This is a genomic window from Pseudomonas sp. CFBP 8772 (assembly GCF_014841665.1).
Lineage (GTDB): Bacteria > Pseudomonadota > Gammaproteobacteria > Pseudomonadales > Pseudomonadaceae > Aquipseudomonas > Aquipseudomonas graminis_B.
On the sequence record NZ_JACYUI010000012.1, the window covers coordinates 39,806 to 58,499 of the forward strand.

Genomic DNA, 18,694 nt, shown 5'->3' on the forward strand with positions numbered 1-18,694 from the left:
TTTCGCTTTTAAGGCCTCTTGCATGTCTGATTCTCGTTACCAGGTCGACGTCAGCGTCGAGACCCGTTTCCTGGCGGAACAATCGCAGCCTGAGCACAACCGCTTCGCCTTCGCCTACACCATCACCGTGCACAACAACGGCGAACTGCCAGCCAAGCTGCTGTCACGCCACTGGGTGATCACCGACGGTGACGGTCAGGTTGAAGAGGTTCGCGGCGAAGGCATCGTGGGCCAGCAACCGCTGATCCAGCCAGGACAAAGCCACACCTACACCAGCGGCACCGTGATGACCACCAAGGTGGGCAACATGCAGGGCACTTATCAAATGCTCGGAGAAGACGGCAAGCGCTTCGACGCTGTCATCGCTCCCTTCCGTCTGGCCGTACCGGGGGCGCTTCACTGATGGCGGTCTACGCAGTCGGTGACCTGCAAGGCTGCCTTGAACCGCTGAAGTGCCTGCTCGAGCGCGTTGCATTCGAGCCCGGCAAAGACACGCTCTGGCTGGTCGGCGACCTCGTCAACCGAGGCCCGCAGTCACTGGAAACCCTGCGTTATCTCTATGCCATGCGCGACTCGGTCGTCTGCGTGCTGGGTAATCATGACCTGCACCTGCTGGCTGCCGGCCGCAATATAGAGCGCCTGAAGAAAGGCGACACGCTGCGGGAGATTCTGGAAGCGCCGGACGCCGTCGTGCTGCTCGACTGGCTGCGCCAACAGAAGCTGATGCATTACGACGCCGAACGCGATATCGCACTGGTGCATGCCGGAATCCCGCCGCAATGGACGCTGAAAAAAGCGCTGCGCTGCGCCGAAGAAGTCGAGCAGGCGCTGCGCGATGACAATCGCTTCGAGCCTTTTCTCGACGGCATGTATGGCAATGAACCTGCGAAGTGGGACAAGGATTTGCAGGGCGTCACCCGGCTGCGGGTCATTACCAACTACTTCACGCGCATGCGTTTTTGCACCAGCGACGGCAAGCTTGATCTCAAAAGCAAGGAAGGTCTCGACAGTGCGCCGGCGGGCTACGCGCCGTGGTTCAAGCACAAAGAGCGCAAGACCAAAGGCGTGGGTATCATTTTCGGCCACTGGGCCGCACTTGAAGGCCAATGTGACGAGGCCGGGGTGTATGCGCTGGACACGGGCTGTGTCTGGGGCGGCGCGATGACGCTGCTCAACGTTGACACCCGCGTGCTGATTCGTTGCGAATGCGACGAGCGTGGCAACGCAAAGGCACCCGCTCCTGCGACATCCTCCGTCAACGAGCCAATTCCGCTGCAGCAGTAATTCCCCCTACGTTCTCGACCGTTCGAGGACCCGACGGCCCAGGAGCCCGAGCCATGACTGACTTCAAACGCATTTCACCCGAACAAGTCCATGCCCTACGCGAACAAGGCGCGGTGCTGGTGGACGTACGGGACGCGCAGACCTACGCGACCCAGCACATTCCGGACTCCCATCACCTCGACAACCATTCCATCGCCGACTTCATCCGTCAGGCCGATCTGGACAAACCGTTGGTCGTCCTCTGCTATCACGGTAATTCCAGCCAGAGCGCAGCAGCCTATCTTGTAGGTCAGGGCTTCTCCGAGGTCTACAGCATGGATGGCGGTTTCGAGTTGTGGAAAACCAAATTTCCCGAAGAAACCGCACAAGGCTGATCGAAAAATATTTTTGCTGGCCGCTATCCCGCGTCCTACGCGGGCTCGCGCCCTCTTCTGACGAACGGGTATGCCCTCTTCATACCCATCGCTTCTTTCTGTGCCCGAATCCGAACTACTCTTAGCCTCAGGCCATCCGAATCAGGGGAGAGCCGGTACACCGGCGCGTGGGTCATCGGTCGCTACTTTTATGGTGTTTGGGGGGTAATGGCAGCCGCGTGATCGGCTGCCATCCAGCATCAACTGACGATCCGCCGCCGGCTCCACGTATCGAGCGAGGTGACGTCATGAGTATTTTTAGCCACTTCCAACAACGCTTTGAATCGACACGGCAGGAAGAGCTCTCGCTACAGGAGTATCTGGAGCTCTGCAAAACCGACCGCAGCGCATACGCTTCCGCCGCAGAACGTCTGCTGATGGCCATCGGTGAGCCTGAGTTGTTCGACACGTCGACCAATTCCAGGCTGTCCAGAATCTTCTCCAACAAGGTCATTCGGCGCTATCCCGCGTTCGAAGAATTCCACGGCATGGAAGACTGCATCGAGCAAATCGTCTCGTACTTCCGCCACGCCGCCCAAGGCCTTGAAGAGAAGAAACAGATCCTTTACCTGCTCGGCCCGGTAGGCGGTGGTAAATCGTCCCTGGCTGAAAAACTCAAATCTCTGGTTGAAAAAGTACCGTTCTACGCCATCAAAGGGTCACCGGTTTTCGAATCCCCTTTGGGCCTGTTCAAACCCACCGAAGACGGGACGATCCTCGAAGAGGACTACGGCATCCCGCGCCGGTACCTGAACACCATCATGTCGCCATGGGCGACCAAACGGCTGGCCGAGTTCGGCGGCGACATCAGTCAATTCAAAGTGGTGAAGCTCTACCCTTCCATCCTTAACCAGATTGCCGTCGCCAAAACCGAGCCCGGTGACGAGAACAACCAGGACATTTCGGCGCTGGTGGGTAAGGTCGATATCCGCAAGCTCGAGGAATACCCACAGAACGACGCCGACGCTTACAGCTATTCGGGCGCACTGTGTCGGGCCAACCAGGGCCTGATGGAATTCGTGGAAATGTTCAAGGCGCCAATCAAGGTGCTCCACCCGCTGCTGACCGCCACTCAGGAAGGTAACTACAACAGTACCGAAGGCCTGGGCGCGATTCCGTTCACCGGTATTTTGCTGGCCCACTCCAACGAATCGGAATGGCACAGCTTCCGCAACAACAAGAACAACGAAGCGTTCATCGACCGGATTTACATCGTGAAGGTGCCGTACTGCCTGCGCGTTAATGACGAGATCAAGATTTACGACAAGTTGCTGTTCAACAGCTCCCTGGCCAAAGCCCATTGCGCGCCGGACACCCTGAAAATGCTCGCACAGTTCACCGTGCTGTCGCGGCTCAAGGAGCCGGACAACTCCAACATCTATTCGAAGATGAGGGTGTACGACGGCGAGAACCTCAAGGACACCGACCCGAAGGCCAAGTCGATTCAGGAATACCGCGACAGCGCTGGTGTCGACGAAGGCATGAACGGTCTCTCTACCCGATTCGCGTTCAAGATCCTGTCGAAGGTCTTCAACTTCGATCCTCACGAAATTGCCGCCAACCCGGTTCACTTGCTGTACGTCCTGGAGCAGCAGATCGAGCAGGAGCAGTTTCAGGCCGAAACCCGCGAGCGTTATCTGCGCTTCATCAAGGAATACCTGGCGCCGCGCTACATCGAGTTCATCGGCAAGGAAATCCAGACCGCCTACCTCGAGTCCTACAGCGAGTACGGTCAGAACATTTTCGACCGCTATGTGCTGTACGCAGACTTCTGGATTCAGGACCAGGAATATCGCGATCCGGAAACCGGCGAGATCCTCAATCGCGTGGCGTTGAACGAGGAACTGGAAAAGATCGAGAAACCCGCAGGTATCAGCAACCCGAAAGACTTCCGCAACGAGATCGTCAACTTCGTGCTGCGCGCCCGCGCCAACAACAATGGCAAGAACCCGACTTGGCTGAGCTACGAGAAGCTGCGGGTGGTGATCGAGAAGAAGATGTTCTCGAATACCGAAGACCTGCTGCCGGTCATCAGTTTCAACGCGAAGGCCAGTAAAGAGGATCAGCAGAAGCACAACGACTTCGTCACACGAATGGTCGAGCGGGGCTACACCGATAAACAGGTAAGGCTTCTTTCCGAATGGTACCTGCGGGTCCGGAAATCGCAGTAAGGCAGCTGCAAGCGTCAAGCAACAAGCTGCAGGAAGAAAGCGCGTCAAATCTGCTACCCGGATAGCCGCTTCTACTTGCAGCTTGCAGCTCACCACTTGAAGCTCCCCGGAGGGGCCTATGAGCTATGTGATCGACCGACGTCTCAATGGCAAGAACAAGAGCACGGTAAATCGGCAGCGCTTTCTGCGTCGTTACCGTGATCACATCAAGAAGGCAGTTGAAGAAGCCGTCAGCCGGCGCTCCATTACTGACATGGAGCACGGCGAACAGATCAGTATCCCGGGGCGGGATATCGACGAGCCGGTGCTTCACCATGGTCGCGGCGGCAAGCAAACGGTGGTTCATCCGGGTAACAAGGAGTTCACCACTGGTGAGCACATCGCACGCCCCCAAGGGGGTGGCGGTGGCAAAGGGCCTGGCAAGGCGGGCAATTCCGGCGAAGGCATGGATGAGTTCGTGTTCCAGATCACCCAGGAAGAGTTTCTCGAATTCATGTTCGAGGACTTGGAGCTGCCCAATCTGGTCAAGCGCAACCTGAGTGGCACTGACACTTTCAAAACCGTTCGCGCCGGCATCAGCAACGAAGGCAACCCTTCACGGATTAACATCATCCGCACGTTGCGCTCGGCACATGCGCGGCGTATCGCGCTGTCCGGCAGCAGCCGGGCCAAGCTACGGCAGGTGCAGGCCGAACTGGAGCGCCTGAGGATCGAGGAGCCGGATAACTTCGGTGACATTCAGGAACTGGAAATCGAGGCCGCGAAACTTCAGGCACGCATCCGCCGTGTCCCGTACCTGGACACCTTCGACCTCAAATACAACCTGCTGGTCAAACAGCCCAACCCCAGCTCCAAAGCCGTGATGTTCTGCCTGATGGACGTGTCCGGGTCGATGACCCAGGCGACCAAGGACATTGCCAAGCGCTTTTTCATCCTGCTGTACCTGTTCCTCAAACGTAACTACGACAAGATCGAAGTGGTCTTCATCCGCCACCACACGAGCGCGCGCGAAGTCGACGAAGAGGAGTTTTTCTATTCTCGGGAAACCGGCGGCACCATCGTGTCCAGCGCATTGAAGCTGATGCAGGAGATCATGGCCGAGCGCTACCCCACCAATGAATGGAATATTTACGCAGCCCAGGCCTCGGACGGCGACAACTGGAACGACGACTCACCCATTTGCCGCGACATCCTGATCAAACAGATCATGCCGTTCGTGCAGTACTACACCTACGTCGAAATCACCCCGCGCGAACATCAGGCGCTGTGGTTCGAATACGAGCGCATCGGCGAAGCCTTCGCCGACACGTTCGCCCAGCAGCAGCTGGTCTCTGCCGGTGATATCTATCCGGTGTTCCGTGAACTCTTCCAGCGCAGGTTAGTGACATGACCGCTAGAGAGCAGAAGCGCCAACCCCTCTCCACGGGTTCAGAGTGGACGTTCGAACTGATCCAGGCATACGACCGGGAGATCAGCCGCATCGCCGAACGGTACGCGCTGGACACTTACCCCAATCAGATCGAGGTGATCACCGCCGAGCAAATGATGGACGCCTATGCGTCCGTCGGCATGCCGCTGGGTTATCACCATTGGTCCTACGGCAAGCACTTCCTCAGCACGGAGAAATCCTACTCGCGCGGGCAGATGGGTCTGGCGTACGAGATCGTCATCAACTCCGACCCATGTATCGCCTATCTGATGGAAGAGAACACCATCTGCATGCAGGCGCTGGTGGTGGCCCATGCCTGCTACGGGCATAACAGCTTTTTCAAGGGCAACTACCTGTTCCGCACCTGGACCGACGCCAGCTCGATCATTGATTACCTGGTCTTCGCCAAGCAGTACATCATGCAGTGCGAAGAGCGCCACGGGATCGATGCGGTCGAGGATCTGCTCGATTCCTGCCACGCGCTGATGAACTACGGCGTCGATCGCTACAAGCGGCCCTACCCGATTTCGGCGGAGGAAGAACGGCGCCGCATGAAGGACCGGGAGGAGCACCTGCAGAAACAGATCAACGATCTATGGCGCACGATTCCGAAAAGCGCGAGCAAGAACGACAAAGAGGATTTCTCGCGTTTCCCCGCCGAACCTCAGGAAAACATCCTTTACTTCATCGAAAAACACGCGCCGTTGCTGGAGCCCTGGCAGCGTGAAGTCGTGCGCATCGTGCGCAAAATCGCCCAGTATTTTTACCCGCAGCGTCAGACCCAGGTGATGAACGAGGGATGGGCGACGTTTTGGCATTACACGCTGATGAATGATCTGTACGACGAAGGGCTGGTGACTGACGGCTTCATGCTGGAATTCCTGACTTCCCACACCAGTGTTGTCTATCAGCCGGGCTTCGACAGTCCTTACTACAGCGGTATCAATCCCTACACGCTGGGGTTTGCGATGTATCAGGACATCCGGCGCATGTGCGAGCACCCGACCGAAGAAGACCGTCACTGGTTTCCTGATCTGGCCGGCACCGACTGGCTGACGGCGGTGAAGTTTGCGATGAGCAGCTTCAAGGACGAGAGCTTCATCCTGCAGTACCTGTCGCCCAAGGTGATTCGCGACCTGAAGCTGTTCAGCATCCTGGACGATGATCAGAAGGACGATCTCCTCGTGCCCGCCATCCACGATGAAACCGGCTACAAGGTGATTCGTGAAACCCTCGCCGCGCAATACAACCTCGGCAACCGCGAACCCAACGTGCAGATCTACAGCATCGACCGTCGCGGCGACCGCTCCCTGACCCTGCGTCACCAACAGCACGACCGCAAACCCCTTGGCGATTCGACGGACGAAGTGCTGAAGCACCTGCACCGGCTGTGGGGTTTTGATATCCATCTGGAGACGCTGCAGGGCGACCAGGTCATGAAAGTCCACCATGTGCCGCCGAGAAGCGAACACGCTGACAGTGAATATCCCCGGCTGGACCTGGCGGTCGTCCACTTATAAACCATGAGCGTTTCCAGCCTCCGCGATCGCGACTTAAGGTTTATCCTGTCGCCCTCACGGAGGCTTTTTTATGCAGATTTATAAAGTTGGCGGCGCAGTACGCGATCGCCTGCTTGGCAAACCGGTCACTGACATCGACTGGGTAGTGGTGGGTGCATCGACTGAAGAGATGCTGGTGAAGGGCTACCGCCCGGTGGGAACGGATTTCCCCGTCTTCCTGCATCCGCTCACCGGTGAGGAATACGCGCTGGCTCGCACCGAGCGCAAGACTGGCAAGGGATATGGCGGCTTTGTTTTCCACGCCCACCCGGACGTCACGCTGGAGCAAGATCTGATCCGCCGCGACCTGACCATCAATGCTATTGCCGAAGACAAGAACGGCCAGCTGACTGATCCCTATCATGGCCAGCAGGACCTCGAAGCCCGAGTGTTGCGTCACGTTTCACCCGCGTTCGCCGAAGATCCCTTGCGCGTCCTGCGTGTGGCCCGTTTCGCCGCGCGCTATGCCCCCGACGGTTTCACCATTGCTCCGGAAACCCTCGAACTCATGGGTCAGCTGAGCGGTTCGGGTGAACTGGAAGCGCTGACACCGGAACGCAGCTGGAAGGAAATTTCCCGCGCGCTGATGGAAAAAGAGCCCCAGGTGTTCATCGAGGTCCTGCGTGAATGTGGCGCCCTGAAAATACTCATGCCAGAAGTCGACGCGCTGTTTGGCGTGCCTCAGCCGGAAGCCCACCACCCTGAGATCGACACCGGCGTGCACGTCCTCAGCGTGTTGCATCAGTCCGCCCTGCACCGCCAGCCGCTAAGCGTGCGCTGGGCGTGCTTGCTGCACGATTTGGGCAAGGGACTCACGCCGGTAGAGGAATGGCCGCGCCACATCGCCCACGAGCATAAAGGGCTCAAAGCGATCAAGGCGGTGAACCAGCGTTTCAAAGTGCCAAGGGACTGTCAGGAACTGGCGCTGCTGGTGGGCGAATACCACACCCACGGCCATCGCGCGCTGGAATTGAAGCCCTCGACATTGCTGGACTTGCTGCAGAGCTTTGACGTGTATCGCCGACCGCAGCGTTTCGAGGAATTCATCGCCGCCTGCGAAATGGACGCCCGAGGCCGCAAGGGTTTCGAGGAGCGCACGTACCCGCAAGCCGAATATCTGCGCGGCGCTGCCGAGGCGGCCCGGCAAGTGGCGGTTCAGCCGCTATTGGAGAAAGGTTTTCAGGGCCAACAACTGGGCGAAGCGCTCAAACGGGAGCGGCTGGATACGCTGAAGGTGTACAAGGCGTCGTATCAGCTTTGAGCCGCTGAGCCGACTGCGGCTCATTGCGGCTGCTTGTTTGACGTGTGTTAAACCGCAGCCAGCAGGAGGGCCGGGGTGAGTGGCTCGCCACGCCATTCGAAGGCAACCGGCCAGAGTTTCTGATCGATGTTCGCGTCGGCCCAAAGCCGGGCAAACGAGACGCCGGCCTCAGGGTGCAGGCGTTGCGGCGCGATCAGCGACAACGGCCACAGCACGAACGCATTTTTGAGGATTTCGGCGCGTGGCAGAATCAGGCCGTCGAAGTTGCCGACCTGCTCGCCATACAGCAGGACATCAATATCCAGCGGCAAACCTTTGCGATCAGGGGCATAACGCCCGTTATCGGCTTCGATGAATTTGAGGCGGCGGTCCAGTTCAGTCAGCGGCAGATCCGTCAGTGCCGAAACCACCAGATTGAAAAACGGCCCGCTCTTGATCCCCACCGGGTGACTTTCGAACACCGGCGAGCAGGTCATCTCGGTGAGGAAACCGGCAAGGGCGTCGAGGCCTGCGCACAGATGGCGCTCCCGCTCGATATTGCTGCCCAGTCCCAGAAAAATCCGTGTCAGCGACATCCGCGCTCGATCTCCACCCCAACGCCCTTCGCCGCTGGCACGGCTCCCGGCTTGGTCAATTTGAGGTGCAGCCAGGGAATGTTGAACTCGCTCATAAGCACTTCGGCCAGACGTTCGGCAAAGGTTTCAACCAGTTGGAATTGAGAGACTTCGGCGAACGCCTGAATACGCGCGGACACACTGGCGTAATCGAGCGCTTTGCTCAGGTCATCGCCTGCGGCTGCAGGCCGATTGTCCCAGGCAAAACTCAGGTCCAGACGCAGGCACTGGCGAATGCCACGCTCCCAGTCGTAGGCGCCGATGACGGTATCGACCTCCAGACCTTCAATGAAAACTCTGTCCAAGCCTATCTCTCCGCTGCACGACAAGGGCGCAATGCGCCGTTAGAATCAAGGCAACCTCGCCCGGAATGGTTAGCATGTTTTGGTTACTGGCGGTCCTCGCCTACCTGCTCGGCTCACTGTCCTTCGCCATCCTGATCAGCCGCATAACCGGTCGCCCGGACCCGCGCGCCAGTGGGTCGGGCAACGCCGGCGCCACCAACATGCTGCGCGTGGCCGGCAAGAAGCTCGCGGTGCTGACCTTGGTTGGCGACGTCTGCAAAGGCATGATCCCGGTGCTGATCGCCAGAGCTCTGAGCCTCGACCCACGCCTGCAAGCCTGGATCGGTCTGTGCGCCGTCCTGGGGCATCTGTTCCCGCTTTACTTTCGTTTCCGCGGCGGCAAGGGCGTGGCCACGGCCGCCGGCATGTTGCTGGCCTTGTATCCGCCAGCTGCCCTGCTCGCCATCGGCGCCTGGCTGCTGACGTTCTACCTCACTCGCACCAGCTCACTGGCGTCGTTGATCGCCACGCCGCTGACGCTGCCGCTGCTTGCCTGGCAGGAACCCCACGCCTTGCTGCCGATGAGCGTACTGACGCTGCTCATCGTCTGGCGCCATCGGGGCAATCTACGCGACCTGTTTGCGGGGCGCGAACGGCATTTCTGAAACGACACCTGGCAGAGGCCCAACCCGTGGCTTGCGCTGCCTTGCCATTAAAGACCTGGCAGCTGCTCCATTGGCCAGCGCGCCTGCACGGTAATGCTCAGACTTTCCCTCTGCCCTGCCTGCAATCGCTGGCAGCCGGCAAAGGCGATCATCGCGCCGTTGTCGGTGCAGAACTCGGGCCTCGCGTAATAGACATTTCCGCCCAGGCCTTCAAGCATCTGTTCCAGCGACAGGCGCAACGCCTTGTTTGCGCTCACGCCGCCGGCAATGACCAGACGTTTCAACCCGGTCTGCTTCAGCGCGCGTTTGCACTTGATGGTCAAAGTGTCCACCACCGCCTGCTGGAAGGCCAGTGAGATGTCGCAACGGGTTTGCTCGCTGTCGTCCCCGGCGATCTGGCACTGCTGCCAGGTGTTCAGGGAGAAGGTTTTCAGGCCGCTGAAGCTGAAATCCAGCCCGGGACGATCCGTCATCGGACGCGGAAAGACAAAACGCCCGGCCACACCGGATTGCGCCAGACGGGAAATCTCCGGACCGCCAGGGTAATTCAGGCCCATCATTTTCGCGGTTTTGTCGAAGGCTTCGCCGGCGGCGTCGTCCAGGGTTTCGCCCAGCAGCTCATAAAGACCAATGCCATCGACGCGAACCAGCTGCGTATGGCCGCCGGAAACCAACAAAGCGACGAACGGAAACTCAGGCGGATTTTCCTCCAGCATAGGTGCGAGCAAATGCCCTTCCATGTGGTGAACACCCAGTGCCGGGATGTCCCACGCGAACGCCAGAGCCTGTGCGCACGAGGCACCTACCAGCAGGGCCCCGACCAGCCCGGGGCCAGCGGTGTAGGCAATGGCATCGATCTCGGTCACGGCGCAGTCGGCCTCGGCCAAGACCTGACGAATCAAGGGCAGCATGCGTTTTACGTGGTCACGCGAGGCAAGCTCCGGGACCACCCCGCCATAGACGCGGTGCAGGTCGATCTGGCTGAATAATGCATCGGCAAGCAGCCCGCGTTCGCTGTCGTACAGCGCGACACCGGTCTCATCGCAGGAAGTTTCCATTCCCAGTACTAGCATGGGGTACGCCTTGTGGAGGCTGAATTCGAAGGCGCGCATAATAGTCGCCGCTCATGCCTGCGACCAGTGCTTTTCGATCAGAGGCTTTGCATTCCGCGAAGCAAGGGGTTAACATCCGCAACCCTTAAAAACCGACGTACTTAGTGCAAGCGTTGCAGTAAGCGTTGACCCCGGTAATGAATGAAGGTAGCTCTGGATGCCAGCCGTCAAAGTTAAAGAGAACGAACCCTTCGACGTAGCTCTGCGTCGTTTCAAGCGCTCCTGCGAAAAAGCCGGTGTTCTGGCTGAAGTTCGTAGCCGCGAATTTTACGAGAAGCCGACTTCTGAGCGTAAGCGTAAAGCAGCAGCTGCTGTTAAGCGTCACGCCAAGAAAGTACAGCGCGAACAGCGCCGCGCCGTTCGTCTGTATTAATACAGACGTCTGACGCAAGCTTCTGCCTTGCCCGGCCTTCAAAGCCGGGCTGTCGGCAGTTGCAGTTCTAGCCTCAAGCAACACCGTTCAAGCAACACAAGACAGAGGCTGTTGACGCCGCAGATGCGACCGAGACAAATCCCGTCGATTTCTTCCAGCCTGATTCAGGCCGCGTTGACCCGTCTACACTGACCAAGCAACCGTCGTTACGGTTTGGATTCGCCACGATCTTTCTGGCGGGGCGCCTGATGATGAGAACGCCATGGCCGGACTGATTCCCCAAGGTTTTATTGACGACCTCCTGAACCGCACCGACATCGTCGATGTTGTCAGCTCACGCGTTCAATTAAAAAAGACCGGCAAGAACTTCAGCGCCTGTTGTCCTTTCCATAAAGAGAAGACACCGTCGTTCAGCGTCAGCCCGGACAAACAGTTTTATTACTGCTTCGGTTGTGGCGCGGGTGGCAATGCCCTCGGCTTCATCATGGACCACGACAACCTGGATTTCCCCCAAGCCGTCGAAGACCTTGCCAAAGCCGCCGGGATGGAAGTCCCTCGCGAACAAGGCGTAAAAGGGCAAAAGCCCCGCCAGCCTACTGATTCGCCGCTTTACCCTCTGCTAACCGCCGCCGCCGACTTTTACCGGGCTGCGCTGAAAAGCCATCCAACGCGAAAATCCGCGGTGGAATACCTGAAAGGCCGTGGCCTGTCAGGCGAGATCGCCCGCGACTTCGGACTGGGCTTCGCCCCCCCTGGCTGGGATAACCTCTACAAGCACTTAAGCAGCGACACCCTTCAGCAGAAGGCGATGATCGACGCTGGCTTGCTGATCGAAAACGCCGAAACCGGCAAACGCTACGACCGCTTTCGCGACCGGGTGATGTTCCCCATTCGCGACAGCCGCGGCCGTGTGATCGCATTTGGCGGGCGGGTACTGGGCGACGACAAGCCTAAATACCTGAACTCTCCTGAAACCCCGGTGTTTCATAAGGGTCAGGAGTTGTACGGTTTATTCGAAGCTCGCAAATTTAACCGTAACCTGGACGAGATTATCGTCGTCGAAGGTTACATGGACGTCATTGCACTGGCCCAACAAGGCTTGCGCAATGCCGTTGCGACACTGGGTACGGCGACCAGTGAAGAGCATTTGAAGCGGCTGTTTCGTGTGGTACCGAACGTGCTGTTCTGCTTCGACGGCGACCAGGCTGGCCGAAATGCCGCCTGGCGTGCACTGGAAGCAACGATTCCCGGCTTGCAGGATGGCCGGCGCGCGAGGTTTCTGTTTCTGCCCGAAGGGGAAGATCCCGACACCTTGGTGCGCGCCGAAGGCACTGACGCGTTCAAGGCGCGAATCAACCAGCACGCACAACCGCTGGCCGACTATTTTTTCGAGCAACTGACCAAGGAGGCCGATCCGCGCTCCCTGGAAGGCAAGGCGCATATGGTGACGCTGGCCGCGCCGCTGATCGAAAAAGTGCCGGGCGCCAATTTGCGCGAATTGATGCGTCGGCGCCTGAAAGAAATCACCGGGCTGGACACCGCTGCGGTCAACCAGTTGATGCAGTCTGCGCCGGCGGAAGCTCAGCCCAGCTACGATCCCGGCTTCGATTACGAGGCCGTGCCGGATTACGGCGATTACCAGCAGCACGACTATCAGGCGCAGCAGGAATGGACACCGAACGCGCCGGGCGGTCAGCAGAAGAAATGGGACAAGAAGCCGTGGGACAAAGGCAAGAAATGGGACAAGAACGGCAAGCGTCCTGATTTCGAACCTCGCGGTCCACGCACACCGGCGACGGTAGAGCCACCGGCGCTGACAGCACTCAGAACGCTACTGCACCACCCTGAGCTGTCGGCACAGGTCGCCAACGCCAGTACGTTCGCCGATGAAGAAAACGTGTATTCGCAGCTTCTCGTGGCACTGATTGACGCTACACAGAAAAACCCGAAGCTACGCACGATGCAGTTGATTGCCCGCTGGCATGGCACCGATCAAGGACGATTATTGCGTCAACTGGCGGAAAAGGAATGGCTGATATCGGCCGATAACCTTGAACAACAGTTTTTCGACACTATAACTAGCTTGTCTGCCCGCCAACGCGAGCGACATCTGGAGCAATTGATCAGGAAGGAACGGCAGTCAGGCCTGAGCGCAGAAGAAAAAGTTCAGCTGCTCAACCTGTTAAATCGCAAAGTTCCTGCACAAACCCCGACCTCAACTGGCGTGTGAGGTCATAGCTCGGGTATAATCCCCGGCTTGTTTTTTGCCCGCCAAGACCTTCAGTGGATAGGGTGTTATGTCCGGAAAAGCGCAACAGCAGTCTCGTATCAAAGAGTTGATCACCCTGGGTCGTGAGCAGAAGTATCTGACTTACGCAGAGGTCAACGACCACCTGCCTGAGGATATTTCAGATCCTGAGCAGGTGGAAGACATCATCCGCATGATCAACGACATGGGGATCCCCGTACACGAGAGTGCTCCGGATGCGGACGCCCTTATGTTGGCCGACGCCGACACTGACGAGGCAGCCGCTGAAGAAGCCGCTGCAGCGTTGGCTGCGGTCGAGACCGACATCGGTCGCACGACTGACCCAGTGCGCATGTACATGCGTGAAATGGGTACGGTCGAGCTTCTGACGCGTGAAGGCGAAATCGAAATCGCCAAGCGTATCGAAGAAGGCATCCGTGAAGTGATGGGCGCGATCGCGCACTTCCCTGGCACGGTTGAGCACATTCTCTCAGAGTACACTCGCGTTACTACCGAAGGCGGTCGTCTGTCCGACGTCCTGAGCGGCTATATCGACCCGGACGACGGCATCGCGCCGCCAGCCGAAGTCCCGCCGCCAGTCGACCCGAAGGCCGAGAAAGCCGAAGGTGCTGACGACGAAGAAGAAGACGCTTCCGACGATGAAGAGGACGAGGTCGAAAGTGGACCGGACCCAGTCATCGCCGCCCAGCGCTTCGGTGCCGTTTCAGACCAGATGGCCATTGCCCTCAAGGCCGTGAAAAAGCACGGCCGCGGCAGCAAGCAGGCCAACGCTGAACTGCTGGCCCTGGCCGAGCTGTTCATGCCGATCAAGCTGGTTCCGAAACAGTTTGAAGGTCTGGTTGAGCGTGTTCGCGGTGCCCTTGAGCGTCTGCGTGCGCAAGAACGCGCCATCATGCAGCTGTGTGTTCGTGATGCACGCATGCCGCGCGCCGACTTCCTTCGCCAGTTCCCGGGCAATGAAGTTGACCAGAGCTGGACAGACGGGCTGGCCAAAGGCAAAAGCAAATACGCTGAAGCCATTGGTCGGCTTCAGGCCGACATTCAACGTTGCCAGCAAAAGCTGACCGCGCTGGAAGAAGAAACCGGGCTGACCATCCTGGAAATCAAGGACATCAACCGTCGGATGTCGATCGGTGAGGCCAAGGCCCGCCGCGCGAAGAAAGAAATGGTTGAAGCCAACCTGCGTCTGGTGATCTCGATCGCCAAGAAGTACACCAACCGTGGCCTGCAATTCCTCGATCTGATCCAGGAAGGCAACATCGGTCTGATGAAGGCGGTGGACAAGTTCGAATACCGTCGCGGTTACAAGTTCTCGACGTACGCCACCTGGTGGATTCGTCAGGCAATCACTCGCTCGATCGCTGACCAGGCACGCACCATCCGTATCCCGGTGCACATGATCGAGACGATCAACAAGCTCAACCGCATTTCCCGTCAGATGTTGCAGGAAATGGGTCGCGAACCGACGCCGGAAGAGCTGGGCGAACGCATGGAAATGCCCGAGGACAAGATCCGCAAGGTATTGAAGATCGCTAAAGAGCCGATCTCCATGGAAACCCCGATCGGTGACGACGAAGACTCGCACCTGGGTGACTTCATTGAAGACTCGACCATGCAGTCGCCAATCGATGTCGCCACGGTAGAGAGCTTGAAAGAAGCGACGCGCGAAGTGCTGTCGGGCCTCACCGCCCGTGAAGCTAAGGTCCTGCGTATGCGTTTCGGTATCGACATGAACACCGACCACACCCTCGAGGAAGTCGGTAAGCAGTTCGATGTTACCCGTGAACGTATCCGTCAGATAGAAGCCAAGGCGTTGCGCAAGCTGCGTCACCCGACGCGAAGCGAACACCTGCGCTCGTTCCTCGACGAGTAAGCGACACGTCGTACCAAAACCCCCGGCATTGCTGGGGGTTTTGCGTTTTAAGGAATAAATTTCCGGCAGAGTGCCACTGTTGTCCAGCCCGACTACACTCGGTTGATTCTCACCCATGAATCACCGAGGCTGCCATGATTTGGATGCCGGCCATTGCTCTCTTATGCGTGCTCGCCCCCGCTGCTGTCACTGCCCAGGCGTTGCTTCACGACGGGGAAAACAGGCAAGGGATGCATCAGGAGTGGCTGCCCGGCGAGGATACTGAACCCGGGAATGCACCCGGTATAAGTCTCCATCTGCCCACTGAATTGATCAGCGACCGATTTGCAGGTATCGATCAAAGTCGCCAACCCGAACAATTCAGCGGACTGGACGATTCGCCCTCCGCCTCGCAGGCGGCCACTCACTCCAGTGAGCGCAGCAAGCTCTGGCACGAATTTCTGCTCATCGGACTGCCCGGATTGCTGTTTCTGACGACGGTACTGGCCATCGTGGTCCGGATCAACCGTCGTCTCAGTTCCGAGATCTCCCGCCGAATCGCCCTGGAACAAGAACTGCGCAGCAGCGAGTATCACTATCGCGGGATGATCGAGAGCCTCTCGGCCATCGCGTGGGAAGCCAATACCCACGACTATTCCTACAACTATGTCTCGCCCCACGCGCAGGATTTGTTGGGGTATCCGCTGCACCAATGGCGAAGGCCCGGATTCTGGCGGAGTATCGTTCATCCGGAGGACGTCGACTACGCCCAGGCCTATTGCGACCGGGAGGTGGCGGAAGGCAACGATCACAGCGTCGATTATCGAGTCCTGAGCGCCGACGGCAGGGTGGTCTGGATTCGAGACATCGTAAGCATGATCGGCTATGGCCGAGAGCCTGTGATGCGGGGGCTGATGATCGACATCAGCGAAGCCAAGCAAACCGAAGAGGCGCTGCGTCTTTCGGAAGGGAAGTTCGCCTCGGTGTTTGCGCAGTGTCCTGACATGCTGGTCATCGCGCGTCTTTCGGACGGCTGCTTTCTGGAGGCGAATCCAGCATTTCTGGAGCAGATCGGCGTCAGCCCTGCTGAAGTCGTCGGGCGCGTGCCTGCCGAGCTGAACATCTGGGGTATTCCCGACATCGGCCACAGCCTGCTGCAACGCCTTCAGAAGGGCAGCATCCGCAATCTGGAAATGCCGTTTCGGCGCAGTGATGGTCGGCTGTTCACCGGGCTTCTGTCAGCCGAGCCTTTTGATCTGGACTCCACGGCGGCAGTGGTTCTGGTGGTGAGGGACATCACGCCACTCAAGGAGGCCCAGCAACAGCTGCAGATGTCCGAAGAGAAATTTGCCAAAGCGTTCCACTCCTCCCCTGACGGCCTGCTGATTACGCGGCAAAACGACGGGCTGCTGGTGGAGGTGAACGACGGCTTCAGCCGCATCACCGGCTATCACAGCTCGTTGTCGCTGGACCGCACCACCCTTGACCTGGGCATCTGGGTAGATTTGAACGAGCGACAGCAACTGCTTGAGCAACTGAGACGTGACGGTTTCGTGAAGGACTTTACCAGCCACATCCGTCGCAGGGATGGTCAGATCCGTCTGTGCGAGATTTCCGCGCGACCGCTTCTGATTGCCGGTGAAGACTGCATGCTCACCATCGCGCGCGACATCACCGACCGCCACCAGATGCAGGAAAAGCTGCAACTGGCCGCAACGGTATTCGAGAGCACAGCGGAAGGCGTACTGATCACCGACACCCGGCAGCGAATCAATGCCGTGAACCGCGCTTTCAGCGAGATCACTGGCTACAGCGAACTCGAAGCGCTCGGTAACACGCCAAGCTTGTTGGCGTCCGGACTCCACGACAGCGCGTTCTACGCCGCCATGTGGTACCAACTGACAGCAGAGGGTCATTGGCAGGGCGAGATCAGCAACCGGCGCAAAAATGGCGAGATCTATCCGAGCTGGCTGACCATCAGTGCCGTGCGCAATCGCGGTAAATTCATCACCCACTTCGTTGCAGTGTTCGCTGATATTTCCAGCCTGAAGCAGGCTCAGGCCCGGCTGGATTATCAGGCACACCACGACCCGCTGACCGGTCTGCCCAACCGCACGCTGTTCGAAAGCCGACTGCACGCCGCGCTGGCTCACTCCAGAGCGGCTTACAGCCTTGGCGCGGTGTTGTTTCTGGACCTGGACCGCTTCAAGCACATCAACGACAGCCTCGGCCACCCGGTCGGTGACCTGCTGCTGAAAAGCATAGCGGTACGCCTGAAGGAGAACCTGCGCGACATCGACACCGTCGCGCGACTCGGCGGTGATGAATTCATCATTCTGTTGCCCGGCCTGCAAAACCCGAGCGACGCCGAAGCGGTCGCCACCAAGCTGCTCAACAGTTTTTCGTCGCCGTTCCAGGCGGGCGAACATGAATTCTTCATGAGCACCAGCATCGGCAGCGCGCTGTTTCCCACCGATGGCGCCGATGTGGCCACGCTGATCAAGAATGCTGACGCAGCGATGTATCGCTCGAAGGCCAAGGGGCGCAACCGCGTAGAGCATTACACGCGCGATCTGACCACTCAGGCCAGCGAGCGGATTGCCCTGGAGCACGAGCTGCGGCGCGCCATCGAGCGTAACGAGTTCACCCTGTCCTACCAGCCCAAGATCAGCTTGCTGACACAACGCCTGGTCGGGGCCGAGGCGCTGATACGCTGGTTCCACCCCACTTTCGGCCACATCCCACCCGAGCGGTTTATTCCGCTGGCAGAAGAAAACGGCATGATCCTGCAGATCGGCGAATGGGTGCTCGATACGGCCTGCCAGCAGTTGCACGAGTGGAACCAGCGCTACGACGTGTTTGGGCCCTTGTCAGTGAACCTTGCCGGTGCACAGCTGCGTCAGCCCAACCTGGTCAACAGGATCGAGCGTCTGCTGCTCCAGCACCAGTTACAGCCAGGCTGCCTGCAGCTGGAGATCACCGAGAACTTCATCATGTCGCAGACCGAAGAAGCGCTATCAGTGCTGCATCGCCTGAAGAAACTCGGCGTGCAGCTGGCGATCGACGACTTCGGCACCGGCTACTCCTCGCTCAGTTATCTCAAACGCCTGCCGCTGGACATCCTCAAGATCGATCAATCGTTTGTGCGCGGCTTGCCTGATGACCCCCATGATGCGGCCATCGTCCGCGCCATCATCGCGTTGGGCCGCAGCATGCAACTGACCGTCATTGCAGAAGGCGTCGAAACCCTTGAACAGCAGCAATTCTTGGCAGACGAAGGCTGTGAACAAATCCAGGGCTACCTCGTCAGCCTGCCCCTGCGCGCGGAGGAATTCTGCAAGACGTTTCTTCGTGCAACCGTTTCAGACGTTTCGGATAGCACAGCGCGTAAACCGTCGTTATAATCCG

The 18,694-nt window shown here is 58.7% G+C and carries 14 protein-coding genes and 1 pseudogene; 12 read left to right on the forward strand and 3 right to left on the reverse strand.

Annotated elements, in window-relative coordinates:
* Nucleotides 1-22: 22 nt before the first annotated feature.
* From apaG to IFT99_RS21170, 7 genes are all read left to right on the forward strand, one after another.
* On the forward strand, nt 23-403 hold the full coding sequence (gene apaG, locus IFT99_RS21140; RefSeq protein ID WP_192134892.1) for a Co2+/Mg2+ efflux protein ApaG: 381 nt from the start codon (nt 23-25) through the stop codon (nt 401-403).
* Nucleotides 403-1,284, forward strand: coding sequence for a symmetrical bis(5'-nucleosyl)-tetraphosphatase (locus IFT99_RS21145; RefSeq protein WP_192134894.1), 882 nt, complete (start codon nt 403-405; stop codon nt 1,282-1,284). Before apaG ends, IFT99_RS21145 begins: the two co-directional genes overlap by 1 nt.
* A 53-nt stretch (nt 1,285-1,337) precedes the next feature.
* Nucleotides 1,338-1,658 (forward strand): thiosulfate sulfurtransferase GlpE, encoded by a 321-nt coding sequence (glpE, locus tag IFT99_RS21150; RefSeq protein ID WP_065991333.1) that lies wholly within the window; start codon nt 1,338-1,340, stop codon nt 1,656-1,658.
* Between the two features lie 287 nt (nt 1,659-1,945).
* Nucleotides 1,946-3,868 carry a PrkA family serine protein kinase gene (locus IFT99_RS21155; RefSeq protein ID WP_065991332.1) on the forward strand — a complete coding sequence of 641 codons (1,923 nt, stop codon included), beginning with the start codon at nt 1,946-1,948 and terminating at the stop codon, nt 3,866-3,868.
* A 118-nt stretch (nt 3,869-3,986) separates the two neighbouring features.
* On the forward strand, nt 3,987-5,258 hold the full coding sequence (locus tag IFT99_RS21160; RefSeq protein ID WP_074886967.1) for a YeaH/YhbH family protein: 1,272 nt from the start codon (nt 3,987-3,989) through the stop codon (nt 5,256-5,258).
* Nucleotides 5,255-6,817, forward strand: a complete 1,563-nt coding sequence (locus IFT99_RS21165) for a SpoVR family protein (protein ID WP_133775468.1) — start codon at nt 5,255-5,257, stop codon at nt 6,815-6,817. The genes IFT99_RS21160 and IFT99_RS21165 overlap by 4 nt, the downstream gene beginning before the upstream one ends.
* Nucleotides 6,818-6,887: 70 nt before the next feature.
* Nucleotides 6,888-8,117, forward strand: coding sequence for a multifunctional CCA addition/repair protein (locus IFT99_RS21170; RefSeq protein WP_192134895.1), 1,230 nt, complete (start codon nt 6,888-6,890; stop codon nt 8,115-8,117).
* Nucleotides 8,118-8,164: 47 nt separating this feature from the next.
* Here the strand turns inward: IFT99_RS21170 and folK are convergent, their stop codons facing one another.
* Both folK and folB read right to left on the reverse strand, forming a co-directional pair.
* Nucleotides 8,165-8,692: a 2-amino-4-hydroxy-6-hydroxymethyldihydropteridine diphosphokinase gene (gene folK, locus IFT99_RS21175; protein WP_192134897.1), complete on the reverse strand. Its 528-nt coding sequence runs from the start codon at nt 8,690-8,692 to the stop codon at nt 8,165-8,167.
* Complete coding sequence (gene folB / locus IFT99_RS21180; RefSeq protein ID WP_065991327.1) at nt 8,683-9,036, reverse strand: dihydroneopterin aldolase; 354 nt, start codon at nt 9,034-9,036, stop codon at nt 8,683-8,685. The genes folK and folB overlap by 10 nt, the downstream gene beginning before the upstream one ends.
* A 74-nt stretch (nt 9,037-9,110) precedes the next feature.
* On the opposite strand from folB, the gene plsY reads away from it, so the two are divergent.
* Nucleotides 9,111-9,680: a glycerol-3-phosphate 1-O-acyltransferase PlsY gene (gene plsY, locus IFT99_RS21185; protein WP_065991326.1), complete on the forward strand. Its 570-nt coding sequence runs from the start codon at nt 9,111-9,113 to the stop codon at nt 9,678-9,680.
* Nucleotides 9,681-9,727: 47 nt separating this feature from the next.
* Here plsY and tsaD read toward each other — a convergent pair whose 3' ends face one another.
* Nucleotides 9,728-10,753, reverse strand: a complete 1,026-nt coding sequence (gene tsaD / locus IFT99_RS21190) for a tRNA (adenosine(37)-N6)-threonylcarbamoyltransferase complex transferase subunit TsaD (protein WP_192134899.1) — start codon at nt 10,751-10,753, stop codon at nt 9,728-9,730.
* A 196-nt stretch (nt 10,754-10,949) separates the two neighbouring features.
* Here tsaD and rpsU point away from each other — a divergent pair, with 196 nt between their 5' ends.
* From rpsU to IFT99_RS21210, 4 genes and pseudogenes are all read left to right on the forward strand, one after another.
* Nucleotides 10,950-11,165 (forward strand): 30S ribosomal protein S21, encoded by a 216-nt coding sequence (rpsU, locus tag IFT99_RS21195; protein ID WP_002551877.1) that lies wholly within the window; start codon nt 10,950-10,952, stop codon nt 11,163-11,165.
* A 262-nt stretch (nt 11,166-11,427) separates the two neighbouring features.
* On the forward strand, nt 11,428-13,395 hold the full coding sequence (gene dnaG, locus IFT99_RS21200; protein WP_065991325.1) for a DNA primase: 1,968 nt from the start codon (nt 11,428-11,430) through the stop codon (nt 13,393-13,395).
* Between the two features lie 67 nt (nt 13,396-13,462).
* Nucleotides 13,463-15,307, forward strand: a complete 1,845-nt coding sequence (rpoD, locus tag IFT99_RS21205) for an RNA polymerase sigma factor RpoD (protein WP_192134901.1) — start codon at nt 13,463-13,465, stop codon at nt 15,305-15,307.
* A 440-nt stretch (nt 15,308-15,747) separates the two neighbouring features.
* Nucleotides 15,748-18,690, forward strand: a pseudogene (locus IFT99_RS21210) (EAL domain-containing protein); the annotation flags it as partial.
* Nucleotides 18,691-18,694: the final 4 nt, after the last annotated feature.

Coding starts and splice junctions, on each gene's coding strand:
- apaG (WP_192134892.1), top strand. CDS start 23: ATGTCTGATTCTCGTTACCAGGTCGACGTCAGCGTCGAGACCCGTTTC.
- IFT99_RS21145 (WP_192134894.1), top strand. CDS start 403: ATGGCGGTCTACGCAGTCGGTGACCTGCAAGGCTGCCTTGAACCGCTG.
- glpE (WP_065991333.1), top strand. CDS start 1,338: ATGACTGACTTCAAACGCATTTCACCCGAACAAGTCCATGCCCTACGC.
- IFT99_RS21155 (WP_065991332.1), top strand. CDS start 1,946: ATGAGTATTTTTAGCCACTTCCAACAACGCTTTGAATCGACACGGCAG.
- IFT99_RS21160 (WP_074886967.1), top strand. CDS start 3,987: ATGAGCTATGTGATCGACCGACGTCTCAATGGCAAGAACAAGAGCACG.
- IFT99_RS21165 (WP_133775468.1), top strand. CDS start 5,255: ATGACCGCTAGAGAGCAGAAGCGCCAACCCCTCTCCACGGGTTCAGAG.
- IFT99_RS21170 (WP_192134895.1), top strand. CDS start 6,888: ATGCAGATTTATAAAGTTGGCGGCGCAGTACGCGATCGCCTGCTTGGC.
- folK (WP_192134897.1), bottom strand. CDS start 8,692: ATGTCGCTGACACGGATTTTTCTGGGACTGGGCAGCAATATCGAGCGG.
- plsY (WP_065991326.1), top strand. CDS start 9,111: ATGTTTTGGTTACTGGCGGTCCTCGCCTACCTGCTCGGCTCACTGTCC.
- tsaD (WP_192134899.1), bottom strand. CDS start 10,753: ATGCTAGTACTGGGAATGGAAACTTCCTGCGATGAGACCGGTGTCGCG.
- rpsU (WP_002551877.1), top strand. CDS start 10,950: ATGCCAGCCGTCAAAGTTAAAGAGAACGAACCCTTCGACGTAGCTCTG.
- dnaG (WP_065991325.1), top strand. CDS start 11,428: ATGGCCGGACTGATTCCCCAAGGTTTTATTGACGACCTCCTGAACCGC.
- rpoD (WP_192134901.1), top strand. CDS start 13,463: ATGTCCGGAAAAGCGCAACAGCAGTCTCGTATCAAAGAGTTGATCACC.